Source organism: uncultured Desulfosarcina sp. (assembly GCF_963664155.2).
Lineage (GTDB): Bacteria > Desulfobacterota > Desulfobacteria > Desulfobacterales > Desulfosarcinaceae > Desulfosarcina.
Map to the genome: position 1 here is coordinate 1,032,262 of NZ_CAXXXH010000001.1, position 14,185 is coordinate 1,046,446.

17 protein-coding genes are annotated in these 14,185 nt (G+C 51.2%); 14 read left to right on the plus strand and 3 right to left on the minus strand.

Going from position 1 to position 14,185, the window contains the following annotated elements; translation table 11 throughout:
• The first annotated feature begins 589 nt into the window (after window positions 1-589).
• Entirely contained in the window at window positions 590-4,663 is a 4,074-nt protein-coding gene (locus ACHZBS_RS04500) for a transporter substrate-binding domain-containing protein (RefSeq protein ID WP_319405332.1), read from the plus strand.
• 214 nt (window positions 4,664-4,877) lie between these two features.
• Here the strand turns inward: ACHZBS_RS04500 and ACHZBS_RS04505 are convergent, their stop codons facing one another.
• The 3 genes from ACHZBS_RS04505 to ACHZBS_RS04515 all read right to left on the minus strand — a co-directional run bounded on the left by ACHZBS_RS04505 (window position 4,878) and on the right by ACHZBS_RS04515 (window position 7,729).
• Window positions 4,878-5,537 (minus strand): hypothetical protein, encoded by a 660-nt coding sequence (locus ACHZBS_RS04505; protein WP_319405333.1) that lies wholly within the window; start codon window positions 5,535-5,537, stop codon window positions 4,878-4,880.
• A complete protein-coding gene (locus tag ACHZBS_RS04510) occupies window positions 5,534-6,673 on the minus strand; it encodes an AAA family ATPase (RefSeq protein WP_319405334.1) in 1,140 nt (379 codons plus the stop codon). Before ACHZBS_RS04510 ends, ACHZBS_RS04505 begins: the two co-directional genes overlap by 4 nt.
• Before the next feature lie 474 nt (window positions 6,674-7,147).
• Window positions 7,148-7,729 carry a hypothetical protein gene (locus ACHZBS_RS04515; RefSeq protein WP_319405335.1) on the minus strand — a complete coding sequence of 194 codons (582 nt, stop codon included), beginning with the start codon at window positions 7,727-7,729 and terminating at the stop codon, window positions 7,148-7,150.
• A 463-nt stretch (window positions 7,730-8,192) separates the two neighbouring features.
• On the opposite strand from ACHZBS_RS04515, the gene ACHZBS_RS04520 reads away from it, so the two are divergent.
• The 13 genes from ACHZBS_RS04520 (at window position 8,193) to ACHZBS_RS04580 (ending at window position 13,979) form a co-directional block, all read left to right on the plus strand.
• A complete protein-coding gene (locus ACHZBS_RS04520; protein ID WP_319405336.1) occupies window positions 8,193-8,453 on the plus strand; it encodes a helix-turn-helix transcriptional regulator in 261 nt (86 codons plus the stop codon).
• Window positions 8,454-8,582: 129 nt separating this feature from the next.
• Window positions 8,583-9,041 carry a hypothetical protein gene (locus tag ACHZBS_RS04525; protein WP_319405337.1) on the plus strand — a complete coding sequence of 153 codons (459 nt, stop codon included), beginning with the start codon at window positions 8,583-8,585 and terminating at the stop codon, window positions 9,039-9,041.
• Window positions 9,041-9,262, plus strand: coding sequence for a hypothetical protein (locus tag ACHZBS_RS04530; protein ID WP_319405338.1), 222 nt, complete (start codon window positions 9,041-9,043; stop codon window positions 9,260-9,262). The genes ACHZBS_RS04525 and ACHZBS_RS04530 overlap by 1 nt, the downstream gene beginning before the upstream one ends.
• A gap of 128 nt (window positions 9,263-9,390) precedes the next feature.
• Window positions 9,391-9,537 (plus strand): hypothetical protein, encoded by a 147-nt coding sequence (locus ACHZBS_RS04535; RefSeq protein ID WP_319405339.1) that lies wholly within the window; start codon window positions 9,391-9,393, stop codon window positions 9,535-9,537.
• Window positions 9,538-9,575: 38 nt separating this feature from the next.
• The gene (locus ACHZBS_RS04540) at window positions 9,576-9,806 is read left to right on the plus strand and encodes a hypothetical protein (protein WP_319405340.1); all 231 of its coding nucleotides are present in this window, start codon (window positions 9,576-9,578) and stop codon (window positions 9,804-9,806) included.
• Window positions 9,799-10,188 (plus strand): hypothetical protein, encoded by a 390-nt coding sequence (locus ACHZBS_RS04545; protein WP_319405341.1) that lies wholly within the window; start codon window positions 9,799-9,801, stop codon window positions 10,186-10,188. The genes ACHZBS_RS04540 and ACHZBS_RS04545 overlap by 8 nt, the downstream gene beginning before the upstream one ends.
• 387 nt (window positions 10,189-10,575) lie before the next feature.
• On the plus strand, window positions 10,576-10,716 hold the full coding sequence (locus tag ACHZBS_RS04550) for a hypothetical protein (RefSeq protein WP_319405342.1): 141 nt from the start codon (window positions 10,576-10,578) through the stop codon (window positions 10,714-10,716).
• Between the two features lie 109 nt (window positions 10,717-10,825).
• Window positions 10,826-11,056 carry a hypothetical protein gene (locus ACHZBS_RS04555; protein ID WP_319405343.1) on the plus strand — a complete coding sequence of 77 codons (231 nt, stop codon included), beginning with the start codon at window positions 10,826-10,828 and terminating at the stop codon, window positions 11,054-11,056.
• On the plus strand, window positions 11,043-11,408 hold the full coding sequence (locus tag ACHZBS_RS04560) for a hypothetical protein (RefSeq protein ID WP_319405344.1): 366 nt from the start codon (window positions 11,043-11,045) through the stop codon (window positions 11,406-11,408). Before ACHZBS_RS04555 ends, ACHZBS_RS04560 begins: the two co-directional genes overlap by 14 nt.
• Window positions 11,359-11,559 carry a hypothetical protein gene (locus ACHZBS_RS04565; RefSeq protein ID WP_319405345.1) on the plus strand — a complete coding sequence of 67 codons (201 nt, stop codon included), beginning with the start codon at window positions 11,359-11,361 and terminating at the stop codon, window positions 11,557-11,559. The genes ACHZBS_RS04560 and ACHZBS_RS04565 overlap by 50 nt, the downstream gene beginning before the upstream one ends.
• Complete coding sequence (locus tag ACHZBS_RS04570; protein ID WP_319405346.1) at window positions 11,552-11,749, plus strand: hypothetical protein; 198 nt, start codon at window positions 11,552-11,554, stop codon at window positions 11,747-11,749. The genes ACHZBS_RS04565 and ACHZBS_RS04570 overlap by 8 nt, the downstream gene beginning before the upstream one ends.
• A complete protein-coding gene (locus ACHZBS_RS04575) occupies window positions 11,746-12,300 on the plus strand; it encodes a hypothetical protein (RefSeq protein WP_319405347.1) in 555 nt (184 codons plus the stop codon). The genes ACHZBS_RS04570 and ACHZBS_RS04575 overlap by 4 nt, the downstream gene beginning before the upstream one ends.
• Window positions 12,270-13,979, plus strand: a complete 1,710-nt coding sequence (locus tag ACHZBS_RS04580; RefSeq protein ID WP_319405348.1) for a ParB/RepB/Spo0J family partition protein — start codon at window positions 12,270-12,272, stop codon at window positions 13,977-13,979. The genes ACHZBS_RS04575 and ACHZBS_RS04580 overlap by 31 nt, the downstream gene beginning before the upstream one ends.
• The last annotated feature ends 206 nt before the right edge of the window (window positions 13,980-14,185 follow it).

The following is a 14,185-nucleotide window of genomic DNA, read 5'->3' on the forward strand; positions in this document are numbered from 1 at the left end:
CACGAGATACATCGATTTGGAACCATTTCCACTGGATGGTCTATCGGTATAAAAATGAGTTTGCTTTAGTATTATTGATTAATTTTTAGTTGAGGTTAGTTGAGGCCAATTTACATCTGCTGGGAAAGGCTTAAGGTAATAGTGCAACTGAAAAGCGGATTATGCCTATGCATGACAACAGATATCGAGCCGGTGTCATAAAAAAATCTTGGCAGCGCCCCCCTTTAAAAGGAATAAGCTGATGATGGGAAAGGAGTTGCTGATAACGAATTGTTTATGGGGATCGGCGACTGCATGGCCCGATGCCTGTTGGCAACAAAATATGAAAAGTATGTTTATTATGGATTTGTTGCTGCCGACAAAAGGCTTACATGGCGTGCATTGCATGAGGTGATACGTTTTGGTATATTACTCGGCCTAATATCCCTTTGCGACCTTTTTTTCCCAAGAAGGTTCGAACGCAAATAACATCCTGCCTTCTTTAAAATGAAGGGATTATACAAAAATAAAGAAGCTTGAATTGGGTATTGAGGGCAAACATACCGTTTTCCAGCGATAATCGTCTTTCCTTTAGATGGAATTGTAAAATATGAAAATCAAATGCAGACTCCAATATGGATATGCCATTTCCCTCATGGCCGTGTTTTTCAGCCTGGCCACGATAGTCTTACCCGAAGTTTATGCCTTTGCAGGCGAAGATACTCTAACAGCAAGATCGACTATTCGTTCCGCAGCGGAAATCGATTATCCGCCGTTTAGCATCGTTGATGAAGATGGACAGCCAAATGGCTTTTCCATTGAATTGCTGCGATCGGCACTTGCTGCCATGCGGCGAGATGTTACCTTCCAGACCGGTTCCTGGACAGAAGTACGAGGCTGGCTCGAGAAGGGTCAAGTTCACGCACTGCCTTTGGTTGGACGTACGCCCGAGAGAGAATCCATTTTTGACTTTACCTTCCCCTATATGTCCATTCACGGCGCCATTGTTGTTCGCAAAGACACCACCGATATACAAAGTCTAGGCGATTTAAAAGGGCGGGAGGTGGCGGTCATGGGAGGGGACAACGCCGAAGAATTTTTACGGCGGGAGGACCGCGGTATCAAGATTCACACGACGGATAGTGTCCAGGAAGCTTTGCGTGAGCTTTCAGAAGGCCAATATGATGCTGTTGTCATTCAGCGTCTCGTAGCACTGCGACTCATCCAGGAAACCGGCCTTTTCAACCTTCAGATCGTCAAGCGCCCTATTGAAGGATTCCGTCAGGATTTTTGTTTTGCCGTCAAGGAAGGTGATCGGGAAACATTGGCTTTGCTGAATGAAGGACTCGCCATGGTTATGGCCGATGGAACTTTCGAACACCTCCACGCCAAGTGGTTCGCGGCCTTGGAACTGCCTTCTAATCGCCGCCTTGTGATAGGCGGAGACCACAACTATCCACCTTTTGAATATCTGGATGAAAAAGGCAGGCCTTCCGGATACAACGTGGACCTGACACGAGCATTAGCCTATGAATTGGGTCTCGATATCGAGATTCGATTAGGGCCGTGGAAAGAGATCCGGCGTGCATTGGCACAAGGCGAGATCGATGCCCTTCAAGGCATGTTTTACTCACCCGAACGCGATCTGACCTTCGATTTTACCGCACCGCATACTATAAATCAGTGTGTCAGTGTTGTGCGCAAAGGTGAATCCGTCCCGCCAACCACTCTTAAAGAATTGTCCGGAAAACGCATCGTAGTGCAAAACGGAGATATCATGCATGACTTTGTGTTGAAAAACGGACTCGCAGACATGGTTTCAGTGGTTGATGCTCAAGAGGACGCTCTTCGGGAATTAGCCCAGGGGAAATATGATTGCGCACTGGTCTCCCGTCTGACTGCTCTATACTGGATCAAAAAATACGGTTGGGACAATTTAACTGTTGGTCGGCAGCCGTTCCTGTCTCCTGAATACTGCTACGCGGTCCCCCAGAATCATCAAGCACTGTTGTCGGAGCTTGGCGAAGGACTCAGGATTCTCGATGAAAACGGTGAATACCGTCAAATTTACGAGAAATGGATGGGGGTCTACGAGGATACTCCACCTGGCTTTCTCACAATTGTCAAATATGTGGCCATGGTCGCCCTCCCTCTTTTGGTGGTAATTTTGGCATCTTTTCTCTGGTTGCGGTCATTACGGAAACAGGTGGCCCGACGCACGGCAGAACTTTTGGAAAGCGAAACGCAATACCGGTTATTGACCGACAATTCCCTGGATGTAATTTGGGACATGAATCTGGATCTTACGTTTACCTATGTCAATCCTGCGTGCCTTGACCTAACCGGCTACACACCGGAGGAGTGGATTGGAACCCGACTGATCGATCATTGTGATGAAGAAAATTATTCAAAAATAGGTGAATTAATAGCCAATGGAATAGCCAAGGGCCCGAAAGATTCAGGCACCCTTTTTGAGGCTGAAATCCTCAATAAGAACCGTGAACCCATTCCGGTGGAAATCCATGCCAAGGTGATTTGTGACACAAGTGACCAGCCCATCCGAGTCCAGGGGACTGCCCGTGATATTTCTCAACGAATACAAGCCGAAGCTGCACTGCGATATCAGGATCAATTGCTCCGAGAAATGGGACGCCTCGCCAAAATCGGTGGTTGGGAGTTCGATCCCGCTACCGGTAAAGGCACATGGACTGAAGAGGTCGCCCGAATCCATGATCTCGATCCGGATGATGAGACCTCCATGGAACAATGCCTTAGTTATTATCGTGGTGATTCCCGTATGGAAATTGAAAATGCGGTTAAAGCGGCTATTGAATTCGGGAAATCCTATGATCTGGAATTGGAGATTATTACAGCCAAAGGCGTTAAGAAATGGGTGCGAACCATTGGACAACCGCAATTGGCAAATGGGAAGGTTGTTCAGGTTCGGGGTTCTTTCCAGGATATTACTGAACGTAAGCGCACCGAACAGCGAATCCTTCACTTGAACCGAGTCTTGCGGGCGATCCGTGATGTGAATCAGTTAATCGTACATGAACGTGATCCAGACAAGCTAATCCGCGAGGGGTGTCGCCTGTTGGTGGACAACCGCGGCTATTCTTCCACCATTATCGTGCTTACCGATAAAAATGATCGGCCCGTTTCTTGGGCCAGATCCGGCTTGGCAGCATCTTCAGAGCCGCTGAACACCATGCTTGAACGCGGCAAATTGCCACCATGTTGCATTCGTACTGATTTTGTTAGTGAGGTTTCTCTGGTCACGGAAAGGCGTGGTGTTTGCGAAAAGTGTTCTATTGCAGACGCCGATGGCTTCGCTGAAACGCAAATGCTATGTGCGCGATTGGCCCATGAAGGTGTAGCTTTCGGCTACCTTATAGTTGCATTGGATCATGATCTGAACGTGGACAATGAAGAAATTAGTCTTTTTACCGAAATGGCCGGGGATCTCGCTTACGCCCTTAACGTTTTGCAAATGGATCAAGCCCATAAAAAGTCCGAGAGGAAAAGAGGTTTGTTGGAAAAGCAGCTTATCCAGGCGCAGAAAATGGAATCCGTGGGCCGTTTGGCTGGAGGAGTTGCCCACGATTTTAGCAACATGCTCAGTGTTATTATCGGTTATACTGAGCTATGCATCGATCAAGTGGAACCGGAAGATTCGCTCTATGAAGATCTCGAAACGATTTTGAAGGCGGCAAAGCGGTCAACCGAAATCACTCGGCAATTACTGGCCTTTGCCCGTCGGCAGACCATTGCTCCCAAGGTACTCGACCTGAACAGAACCGTAGAGAGTATGCTAAAAATGCTTCGGCGGTTGATCGGCGAGGACATCGATCTTTCATGGAATCCGAAAGCGGGCTTGTGGCCGGTTAAAATGGATCCCAGCCAGATTGACCAGATCCTTGCCAATCTTTGCGTCAACGCCCGGGATGCAATCGCCGATGTCGGGAAAATTACTATCGAAACGGATATGGTGACCTTTGATGAGTCATACTGTGCAGGACATATGGGGTTTGTCCCTGGTGAATTTGTGATGTTGGCGGTAAGTGACGACGGTTGTGGCATGGACCGGGAAACCCAAGATAAAATATTCGAGCCGTTCTTCACAACTAAAGGGGCAGGTAAAGGTACTGGCTTAGGACTGGCTACGGTCTATGGCATCGTCAAGCAGAACGAAGGGTTCATCAACGTATACAGTGAGCCGGGCAAAGGTTCCTCATTCAAAATCTACCTGCCCAAGCATGCAGGTCTGGCCGTTGAGGCTCGAGCGTTGAATGTTGAGAAAACTCCCGAGGGCCATGGGGAAAAAGTGCTGGTGGTGGAGGACGAGGCCATGATCTTGAACTTGGCTGAAAAAATGCTATTGAGGCTTGGATACAATGTCCTGATGGCTAAAACACCTGCCGAAGCCCTGCAGCTGGCTGAGGTGCACCACGGCGATTTATCTCTACTTGTTACCGATGTCGTCATGCCTGAAATGAACGGGCGTGAACTGGCCCAACGGCTGCAGACCCTTTCTCCGAAGCTGAAGTGCCTGTTCATGTCCGGCTATACCGCTAACGTGATTGCCCACCGTGGAATACTGGATGAGGATGTGAATTTTATCCAAAAACCATTCTCCATGAAGGATTTGGCCATAAAAGTCAGAGGTGCGCTGGACAAAGAATAGTATGTGTAGATGTTAATACGCCTGCAATCAATGTCCCGTACTTCCATTATTTTTATTTGTCAAATGAGGAAACCTGACCCTGCTGTCTTTCTTTATGGAATCGCATAAAATCATGCCCGTCCCCGAACCCTCCCTATTTATAAATTTATGGATGCGCCCACCGAGCCCATCCTTTTTTTGTTTCCCAACGGGGTCCCCTAATTTTATAAACAGTTTAATTGAAGGCTGTTAAAAAAGTTTCAAAACTCTTAAGATGCTCCGTGTCTGAATATCTTTCTTTTACTCTTTGAAAATATTTTGGGTTCAATAGAACTTTGGGATTACTTTTGCTATAAGATAAATTTCTAAATTTATCATTAAGTGCACTTCTTAAATATACCTCGGCGAATTGCGATCTATTCAATTCTTCTATTTTATAAGGAGGCAATTCCTCTGGATCGGATGATCTAACGTTAAAAAATTTTTTAAATTCAATTAATTTCAGTGATTGGGGGTTAGGTCTAATTATCATTCGGTTCCCTAAAGCCCAAGCTTCAAGGCAGAAATGCTGTATAATTAATTTTATGTCGGCTTTACATTTAAACTGCGATATAAATTTATTCATTTCCATTAATTTATCTAAAAAAGAGAGCTCTTCAGAGTCCACCGATATTACTAATCTATCAATTAAACTATATGAATTAACATCTTCAATAGCAGCTTCAATAACATCAAAATAACTTGGATAGCCACCTCCAGAAATAATGGAAAAATTATTTTTTACAATGGCAGATAAATGTGAAACAAATTTCAATTTTGGGTTAACAAGAGGCACCCAGTTTTGATATAAATATTTTTCTCCTACCTCACCTTCAACAACAATATACAGATTCATTCAATTCCCTCAACATAGAAAGAATCATTTATTAGTTGAATAAAGGCTTTTTGCTTCGATTTTCCAAACTTTTCTTCTAATTCTTCGCCCTGTTGTATAAAAACTTTGCTACCTTTCCGATGAAGAATTAGCCAATCCTTAACAGGTACATTTCCTATTATATATGGGTGATGGCTAGTTATGATAAATTGACTATTACGTCCTGCCTCATACAGTACAGATGGAAAAAAATTAATAGCATTCACTCCTAACGAGTTTTCATATTCATCAACTAAATAAACACAACCTGTCTCAGGCAATATGTAAACATCACATAATATTAATAGTACTTTTTTCATTCCCGATGAAAATGCATTTAAAGAAATCCATTTTTTGCTAAATTTTTCTTTCATCGAAAATGCCGGTACGATTCCTGGATAATGCAACCCAAAATTATCGGCACCTAACATTTTTGTTTTGGTTACAAATGGAAATGTTTCTATAAAAGTTGCGCATATTTTGTCATAAATATCTTTGAATACTTCAGATAACACATACAACTTACAGTTAAGATTCAAACCTGAATGGAATAGATTTTCAAGGTCTCTTGACTCTTGAATTTTCTCAAAAAGGCTATAGGGTAGAGTTTGATAAGATGTTTCTTGTTCAAGGTCAGATCCTGAAAAATTCCTCCGCATTATTGATGACAATCCATCATAAATAGGTTTTATTATCTTTTCGTCTTTTAACAATGAAATACTTGATTCTCTTTTCGGTAATTTTGGCAATTCTTTATCATTGAAAATGAATGATTCGAGAGAACGATCTACCAATACATTTTCTTTTTCATTATCAAATTTTATTATTCTCTCTTTTAAAATTTTTGCTTTTTTAATATCATCATCATTATCATCTTTTCCTGTCTCAATAATCCAACGATATTTTTCCGAGTTGTGCTCTAAAGTAATATCCCATTTGCCAATAAAGAATTTTTCCTCTTTAGTAACTAGTAATGCACTATTGAAAATAGTATTAAGTAGTCTTGTTTTCCCAGTTCCAGAGTTACCAACAATAAGATTTAACCTCCCGAATTTCATTTTATTAAATTCTATATCATCTTCGTAGCCAGCACTTGCTTCGTATGATAAAATTCTCATTTATTTCCTTTTGCAATCTTACTTATTTAAGCTCAAATATTCTACGATATTTAATACTGAACATTTTCTCCGACTACAGATGTTTGAGATAACCACAATGTTGATCAAACTGATCAGATACCATGCAGTTTTAAACAGAGTTGGAAATTGGATATGGATCTAAAATATATGTGCGAAAAGACTTAGAGGCGGTGAATCACCTCTTAAAAAAGAAAATAATGATCAGATTGCCCGGCGTTCGAGAATTTCTTTTTTTTGTTTCGGAGGCGAGCGGTTCTGGAGATTCCCATTTTTAATTTCCTTTTTGTAAAAGGTAGAGACCTGACCCCGCTTTCCCTGGTGTGAGAAGTTACGGTAATTTTTTTTCGCAAACGCACACGGTTCTCAAATAACATTCGACTTTACCGGATACACATAAAATCGGGCGACGTTGACAGTGATAGATTGCCCGGCCGCCGCAACGTACTGTTTTTATCAACCGGACACTCTGCGGTCGGTTCCGGAGCGCCGGTCTGTGTTCCCCGGGATTGCACCCGGAACGTCGTTTTGCCTGCGTTCTCCCTTCCTGCGCTCAGGTCCGTTATAAGGCCGCCCTTCCCCTGACACCTCGCATTTCATGACGGACCCAACTTCAATCTGCCGAACTCTATTTTCCAGATCCTGCAGCCGGTTTTCGGCTTCCATGGCCTGGTGGGAGGAACGTATATTGGTTTTTAGAGAGGGTCCGTAGCTGGTGTTCGACTGGACAACTTTCCGGGTCATTTCCAGTAATTCTGTGGTTTCAGGGTCATTGTTACTTGAGCATATATGAGATTTATGTGGCCTTTGCCCCGTTAACAACCAATTGAGATCAACGTTTTCGTTAAGTGCCCAAACAGCGATTTTTTCTATGTCTGTTGACTTGAATGTTCCACGGTTGACCTTCATTCCAAGAGCATTAGTTGTCATATCAAATATTTGCTCAGCTATATCTTTCCGACTCATACCAAAATTAGAATTGATCCGTTCAATAATTTCGTCAAGTTTAACTATTTCGTTATGTTTTTTTGTTGACATTATAACGTTTTCGTGTAACTGATGTTGAAAGAGAGTGCCAAGGGTTACCCAATGAAAGATGTTAACTGGATTCCCATCAGCCGCCCGGACTTTCCGTTGAACCGGATTCCGCATGCCGATCCCGGCACACCATTCATTCCAGTTCGGAACGAATCTGTCCGGTCAGCTATTCGGCCTGGGAACGATGGGCAGCAGGAGCCAGATGGATCAATCCCAAATGGAGATCGATCATGACCTCGTCTTGGCTACGTCCCCTATCCAGCCAGCCCTCCGGATTCTTCAAGCCAGGCACCAACGATTCCGAACTCTTCGGCAGGGCAAGCCACCGAATTGAGCGCCCGGGTTGTTTATGGAAATTTTCAAACCAATTTCACATTCACGAATGGCGGCAGGAAAGCCCACTCCATGCCATTAATTTAGAACATTTAACAAAATGAAGCAAAGGTTACAAGGGGAGAAACGGATGCAAAATCGCAATCTTCTGGCCGTCAACGTGCTGGTGACCCTGGGCTACCCGCTTCCCAGCATTCGCAAGGCCCTGCACAAGCTGACCGGTATCACTCAGCCCGAGCTGGCCAGCCGTCTGGGCATCTCGCGCCCCACGGTGACCGCCACCATGGACGGCACACGCGGGTCCGCCGAGGTGAAATCGGCCATTGCCGACATGTTCGAAGTCCCGGTGGATGTTCTGTTTAAACCCGATCACGCATCGCCAGAGGCATAACCGGCCATGATGTTTACCGGCCAGCACAAAGCGGTTCCCGTGAAGTCCCATGGTTGCAGCGTAGCAGTCCGCCGGTCAAAGCCTATGAAAACCAAGGGTCAGGATGTGCAGAAATGATGAGGTGTGAGCATGGCCTATCATAAAATCCCGCGCAAGTTCGACTGCCCAGAGATCGCATCCGATCTTAAAACCCGCCTGCTCTATTCCGACGACATCGACAGCAGCGTGACCCCGGCCATCGCCGACATCATGGGCATCAGCAAGCGCACCGTCTACGCCACCCTGGACGGCGAAATCAAACTCTCCCTGGACTTCCTCCACGCCGCAGCGATCGCCACCGACGGCGATCCCGCCGTCTGCAAATACCTGGAGCCGGAAGGCTTCCACCTTAAAAAGAATCCCGAAAACAACCTGCCGGACAAGCCTACCCTGGCCGAGGAGTGCCTGGACGACGTGCCGGCGCTGGCCCGGTTCCATGCGGTGCTGTCCGCCGTTCCCCGAGCCCGCAAACTGGATGTGGACCTGGCCAGGAACGCCGTGGTCTTCGAGCTGGACCAGAATGTCAACAAATGGCTGGAGGAAGGGTGATGCAGACGATCCTGAACCGCACGGCCATGGCCAACAATGTCGCGCCTCAGTTTCTTGAATACGTCGGCATGCAGGATGAAAGTTTCACCGTGGGAAGGATTTTTTACCTGTTCAACATCATGGACCCGGCCCACCGGCGCTACAAGTCGACGGTGGCATTTTTCATTCTGACACCGGGAGGCAAAACCAATGAAGATCGGCAACATCGAACTCCCCTTTGACGAACGGCACCCATACCTGTCCGGCGTGCTGTTCGGGATCGTCTGCCAGGCCAGTGCACAGCTGTTGATATTCATTTTCAGCGGTTGAAACCGGAGGCCGGCTGCACCGGCCCGGAAGGAATGCGGGCATGGATGAAAAGCACAACGATGACGCAGAGCGCCGGGACCCTGAGGCAAGGATCCGGCGGATTGTCCGGGAAGAGATCGAAGTCATATTGGAAGAAATCAACCGCCGGCAGCAGGAGTTTCTGGCTTCATTGCCGAGGCGGGAATAACGGCGGCCGCTTCAACCCTGTACCACCGGGAACCGACCATGGGCGATTTTGTACAAACCTGCAGACAGGTGGACGCGCAGTTCGACAGGATCATGGGAACGCCTTCCATGAACGAACCGGAGGCGGTCATGCTGATCCGGGCCGCGGCCAGGATGATCATGACCACGTATCCGGAGCATTGCCGCAGAAGCATGGCCCTGGCCGACCTGCTGAGCAGCGCCGAACATCTGAAGTCGATCGAAATTCCGCATGCCCGTCTCCATGGCTGACTCCAGCGGCTCGGCCGGCGGCGGCAGCGTGATCGGATACCTGACGCCGCTGCAGGAAACACAGGATCCGATTATCGACCTGAAGAAGCTGGCGGCGGGCATGCTCAGGCAGGCGATCCTGGACATCGGCCGGCCGCGGTTCCAGTCGCGCACGCTGCTGTGGGTCAACGACGACCACCCGGATGCCACAGGGTGGGTGACCGCCTTCGGGACCGTGTGCCGGCTGCTCGGCCGGGACGCGAACCTGACCCGCCGCCTGCTCAACCGCTTCGCGGCCTCCGGCATGACCCTGGAACGGATACTCGCCCGGGGCAGGATCGACAAACCAGGGAATACGCCGGGAAAGCGCAAAAAGACCAAAAGGAAGAGGAGCCGGACATGAACCCGCCCAAACGGATCCGCAAAGCGCTGCTGGAGCGGGGCTGTACCTGGGGATCGTATCGCTGATCCAGTATATCGAGGCGGCGCCCTTCGGCAACACCCTGCTGTGGTTCGCCGATAAACGGACACCGGTCAAAACCCTTCCTGATTTCGACTATGCCCGCCGGGCCGCGGCCGAGCTTGGAAATCTCATCCGTTGCGATTTCCGCGAGACGGGGCAGCCGAAGCTGGCGCACACCATCGATGGGCACCGCCTGTTGTACGCACTTTCCCGAAACGAGGATGAAAGCGTGACGCTGATTGTATTCGGAGGCGGGAAGTCCGCAGCGATCGACCTGGATAAAAACCTTTTAGGGCAGCTGATCCAGCTGCTGAAGGAGTATTCCCGATGATGGCGCCCATACGCTGGTCGGACATCCCCTTGCGCTGCTGGCTGGAGATCATCGGCAAGTTGATCGCCCTGGCGATCGTAATCGGCCTGCCCTTCTGGTGGTTCATGGTGCAGCTGGCCGAGCACGGCTGGAAGTAGTTCGCGAGCGTGGCGCCGGCAACGGATGCCTCCTCCCCGGCCGCCCCGACGGGTCAAGTAGCGGCTGAATAAATCAGCCTGCCAACGGGGCAATCTGAAGGGACTTCCCATGAAGGTTTTAAACGTCCGTCATGCCAGAACCGCCGACAACCGGCCACTGGCTATAGTCGACCTTCCTGGACCGGGCGCAGAAATGACGCCCGTACAGATGCGGGGGCTGGCCAGGGCGCTTCTGGATGCCGCCGATGAATGCGCATCGCGTCCGACGGACAGGGACTATCGTCCCGCCAGCCGGGAATACCCTTTCCGGACGGAAAAGGCGCTGCATGGAAACGATTAAGATCGCCTGCGTCTGCAAACAATGCGGCCGGCTTACAGACACCACGATTCCCGTACCGGTAACCGCCGGGCGCCGCCGGACCGTTGCCGATCCCCACGGCCGGCCGGTGGCGTTCATCAAACGACCCCGGCGCATCGATTTGAAACAACATCACCGGGACATCATGGCCATGGTCGAAACGGACATGACCTTTACGGCCATGGCCGCATCGATCGGCTGCACCCTGGGCGGGATGTCGGGATACCTGCGGCGCATGGGGATTACCGCCCGGACCCGGCGCTGCCATGGAAAGTCCAAGACCGATGAGAATGCAACGCGTGGAGCGTGTTCCCATATCGGGCATTCTGGATGATTCGAATCCGGACTGGATAACGGTAACGCTGGCGGATACCGGCAGGCCGCTGCGGCTCAGGCGCGACCAGGTGCAGTTCGCACCCGGGGCGGTGGTGATCCCGGCCTGGCTGTGGCAGCGGATTTTCAGGAAAGGGAAAAAGCATGGATGACGACCCGGGATTGCAGTGCCGCTGCGGCCTCATCGTGCCCAAGGAGCAGCTGGTCAACTTTCTGTGTCCGGAGTGCCAGCTGGCCAGGATCCTGACCGAGTACGACCGGCCGTCGCCGGACCGGGTGGCCATGGCCGTGCCCGGCAACGATTACACCCTTTTTTCTACCCAGGGACAGGAGGAGCCATGAAACCCACCGACGCAAAACTGGTGGCCGGATTTTTGATCCGCGAGTTTCAGTCGTTCGCCGAACACCTGGACGACTGCGGCATCGATCCCACCGAGGCCTCGCTGATCGTCGAGGAGATCGCCGGCGAGTCCGGCGGGGGCATACCGACGTGCATCGAGCAGTTCTTCGGTCCCGATCAGAAAACGACCCTGACCGATGAAGAGCGCTACATTGCCGATGTGATCAAAGCGGCCAGGGCCATCCAGGAGTTTTTGTGGGCGGACATGAACGGCGCATGCGGCCTGGAAGAATTCCGGCGGATGTTCCGCAAACGGGTGGCCAGGATCGACGCCATCCGCATGGACAATCCCCACTGGCAGGTCGAACTCAACAAGCGGTTGCTGCAGACCGCGGCGATCTGCGTGAACCTGATGGCCAAAACGGCCAGGGCACGGATCACCTTCGACGGCATCCACCCGACCCTGCCGAGCAACCTGCCCGAATACGGCAAACCCACCGATCACACACCAGGGAGGCAAGCATGCAACGAACATTCGAGGAGATCAGCGTAACGGCCATCGCGCCGTCGCCGTTCAACCCGCGCAAGTCGTTCAGCGGCGCCAAATTCGACGAACTGGTGGCGTCCATCGCCAATGTCGGTGTCCTGGAGCCGGTCCTGGTCCGGCCGGTTGACGGCAAAACGCCCTTCGAGCTGGTCGCCGGCGAGCGGCGCTGGCGGGCCCGGATGACGGTGGCCGAGGCCAACGGCGGCGTCGAGTCCGCCACGATCCCGGCCATGGTCCAGCCCATGGACGACGACACCGCCCTGGACATCCAGACCATCGAGAACCTGCAGCGCGAGGATCTGGACGGCCTGGAGGAAGCGCAAGCCTTTAAAATCTTCGTGGACCGCAAGGGAGTCGACGCCATCCCGGAGCTGGCCCAGCGCACCGGCATAAAAGAGCAGTACATCCGCCGGCGGCTGATGATCCTGCGTCTGCCCAAGAAGATCCTGACCGCCTGGGGCAAGGGCGAGCTCAAATATGGCCACCTGGAGCAGCTGGCGCGCATGGACGACAAGCAGCAGCGGATGCAGGTGTTCGATAAAATGATCCAAGAGAGCCGGCACAGGCCCGTCTCCGTATCCGCACTCAAGGACATGATCCAACGCATCTCCCCGGCTTTGAAGTCGGCCCGGTTCGACATCGAGGCCGAGGGCTGTCTCACCTGCACCCAGAACACCGGCGTCCAGATCAAGCTGTTCGATATGGGATCCGGCGATGATCATTGCAACCGCCCTGCCTGTTTCAAGCAGAAGCAGTCCGCTCATCTTCTCAAGACCTGGAGCCGCACCAAATATCCGAAGAAGTTCGGCACCACCGGGTTCCGGTTTGACGACGAGGTCGGCTGGAACGACTGCCATCACTTCTGGGGCAGCGACCGGATCGCGGAGAAATGTCGCTCCTGCGAGAACCATCTTTCCATCCTGTACCTCAGCGGCGAGTCCAGCGAGGACCGCGCCTGCTTCGGCGACGAAGCCTGCTTCAAGGCGGCCAAGGCAAGCAAGTCTTCCGATACCGGCGCCGCCGCCTCCGGCAACTCCAGACCCGAAAAGCAGGACGGCCCGCGTGTGGCCTGGCACGGCAAGTATTTCCGCGAGGCGTTCTTCCAGGAGCAGCTGCCCCAGCGCTTCGAGACTGTCGTTCCCGGCAGCATCACCGCCAACCAGGTGGCCCTGTTCACCATCGTCAAGGGCAACGGCCGGATCCACGACTGGTATATGGAGCGCCATCCCCGTACCGGTAAAAAGTTGTATGCGCACAGCGACTTCACCCGCCTGGACTCCGAGGCGCTGTTCTCCCTGATCGCCGGCATGGACATGCTGCATATCAAAGACGAGATCAATGCCGTGGCCCTGCAGGCGATCCTTTCCGACGACTACGCCACCGAAGAGCGCGGCATGGTGGCCCGTCACATCGGCATCGACCTGGCCGGCGAGTGGCGCTTCACCGCCGAATATCTCGACAAGAAAACCAAGGCAGAAATGATGGCGTTCGGGGAAAGCTTCGGCCTGTTCGAGGATCCCCAGGCGCAGGCCTTTCTCGCGGATACGCTTAAGCGCAAGGCCTTCAAGGCCTGCAAGAAGGGCGAGCTGATCCGGGTGTTCCTGGAGTCCGGCGCAGACACAGGCGGCATGGTGCCCGACGAGATCCTTGCCGACGATCCCGCTGCCGCGTCCACCGGTGGCTGATTCCCTGGACTGAAATCAAAACCGACCGGCCCGGCGCAAGCCGGGCCGACCTTAGCGAGAACCGACGATGCCAGCTCCCCTACACCCCCACAGATACAGGCAGCCCGGCCAACAGTCTAACCGGGTTGGAAGGCCAGCGGGTCCTTCCTGGCCCTTTTTCCATAGCGGTGAGAAAAGGCTCAGTCGCCGCCCACATTCAAAATTTG

What these genes read in the sequence shown, in the direction of transcription:
- ACHZBS_RS04500 (WP_319405332.1), top strand. Translation starts at nt 590, where the DNA reads ATGAAAATCAAATGCAGACTCCAATATGGATATGCCATTTCCCTCATG.
- ACHZBS_RS04505 (WP_319405333.1), bottom strand. Translation starts at nt 5,537, where the DNA reads ATGAATCTGTATATTGTTGTTGAAGGTGAGGTAGGAGAAAAATATTTA.
- ACHZBS_RS04510 (WP_319405334.1), bottom strand. Translation starts at nt 6,673, where the DNA reads ATGAGAATTTTATCATACGAAGCAAGTGCTGGCTACGAAGATGATATA.
- ACHZBS_RS04515 (WP_319405335.1), bottom strand. Translation starts at nt 7,729, where the DNA reads ATGTCAACAAAAAAACATAACGAAATAGTTAAACTTGACGAAATTATT.
- ACHZBS_RS04520 (WP_319405336.1), top strand. Translation starts at nt 8,193, where the DNA reads ATGCAAAATCGCAATCTTCTGGCCGTCAACGTGCTGGTGACCCTGGGC.
- ACHZBS_RS04525 (WP_319405337.1), top strand. Translation starts at nt 8,583, where the DNA reads ATGGCCTATCATAAAATCCCGCGCAAGTTCGACTGCCCAGAGATCGCA.
- ACHZBS_RS04530 (WP_319405338.1), top strand. Translation starts at nt 9,041, where the DNA reads ATGCAGACGATCCTGAACCGCACGGCCATGGCCAACAATGTCGCGCCT.
- ACHZBS_RS04535 (WP_319405339.1), top strand. Translation starts at nt 9,391, where the DNA reads ATGGATGAAAAGCACAACGATGACGCAGAGCGCCGGGACCCTGAGGCA.
- ACHZBS_RS04540 (WP_319405340.1), top strand. Translation starts at nt 9,576, where the DNA reads ATGGGCGATTTTGTACAAACCTGCAGACAGGTGGACGCGCAGTTCGAC.
- ACHZBS_RS04545 (WP_319405341.1), top strand. Translation starts at nt 9,799, where the DNA reads ATGGCTGACTCCAGCGGCTCGGCCGGCGGCGGCAGCGTGATCGGATAC.
- ACHZBS_RS04550 (WP_319405342.1), top strand. Translation starts at nt 10,576, where the DNA reads ATGATGGCGCCCATACGCTGGTCGGACATCCCCTTGCGCTGCTGGCTG.
- ACHZBS_RS04555 (WP_319405343.1), top strand. Translation starts at nt 10,826, where the DNA reads ATGAAGGTTTTAAACGTCCGTCATGCCAGAACCGCCGACAACCGGCCA.
- ACHZBS_RS04560 (WP_319405344.1), top strand. Translation starts at nt 11,043, where the DNA reads ATGGAAACGATTAAGATCGCCTGCGTCTGCAAACAATGCGGCCGGCTT.
- ACHZBS_RS04565 (WP_319405345.1), top strand. Translation starts at nt 11,359, where the DNA reads ATGAGAATGCAACGCGTGGAGCGTGTTCCCATATCGGGCATTCTGGAT.
- ACHZBS_RS04570 (WP_319405346.1), top strand. Translation starts at nt 11,552, where the DNA reads ATGGATGACGACCCGGGATTGCAGTGCCGCTGCGGCCTCATCGTGCCC.
- ACHZBS_RS04575 (WP_319405347.1), top strand. Translation starts at nt 11,746, where the DNA reads ATGAAACCCACCGACGCAAAACTGGTGGCCGGATTTTTGATCCGCGAG.
- ACHZBS_RS04580 (WP_319405348.1), top strand. Translation starts at nt 12,270, where the DNA reads ATGCAACGAACATTCGAGGAGATCAGCGTAACGGCCATCGCGCCGTCG.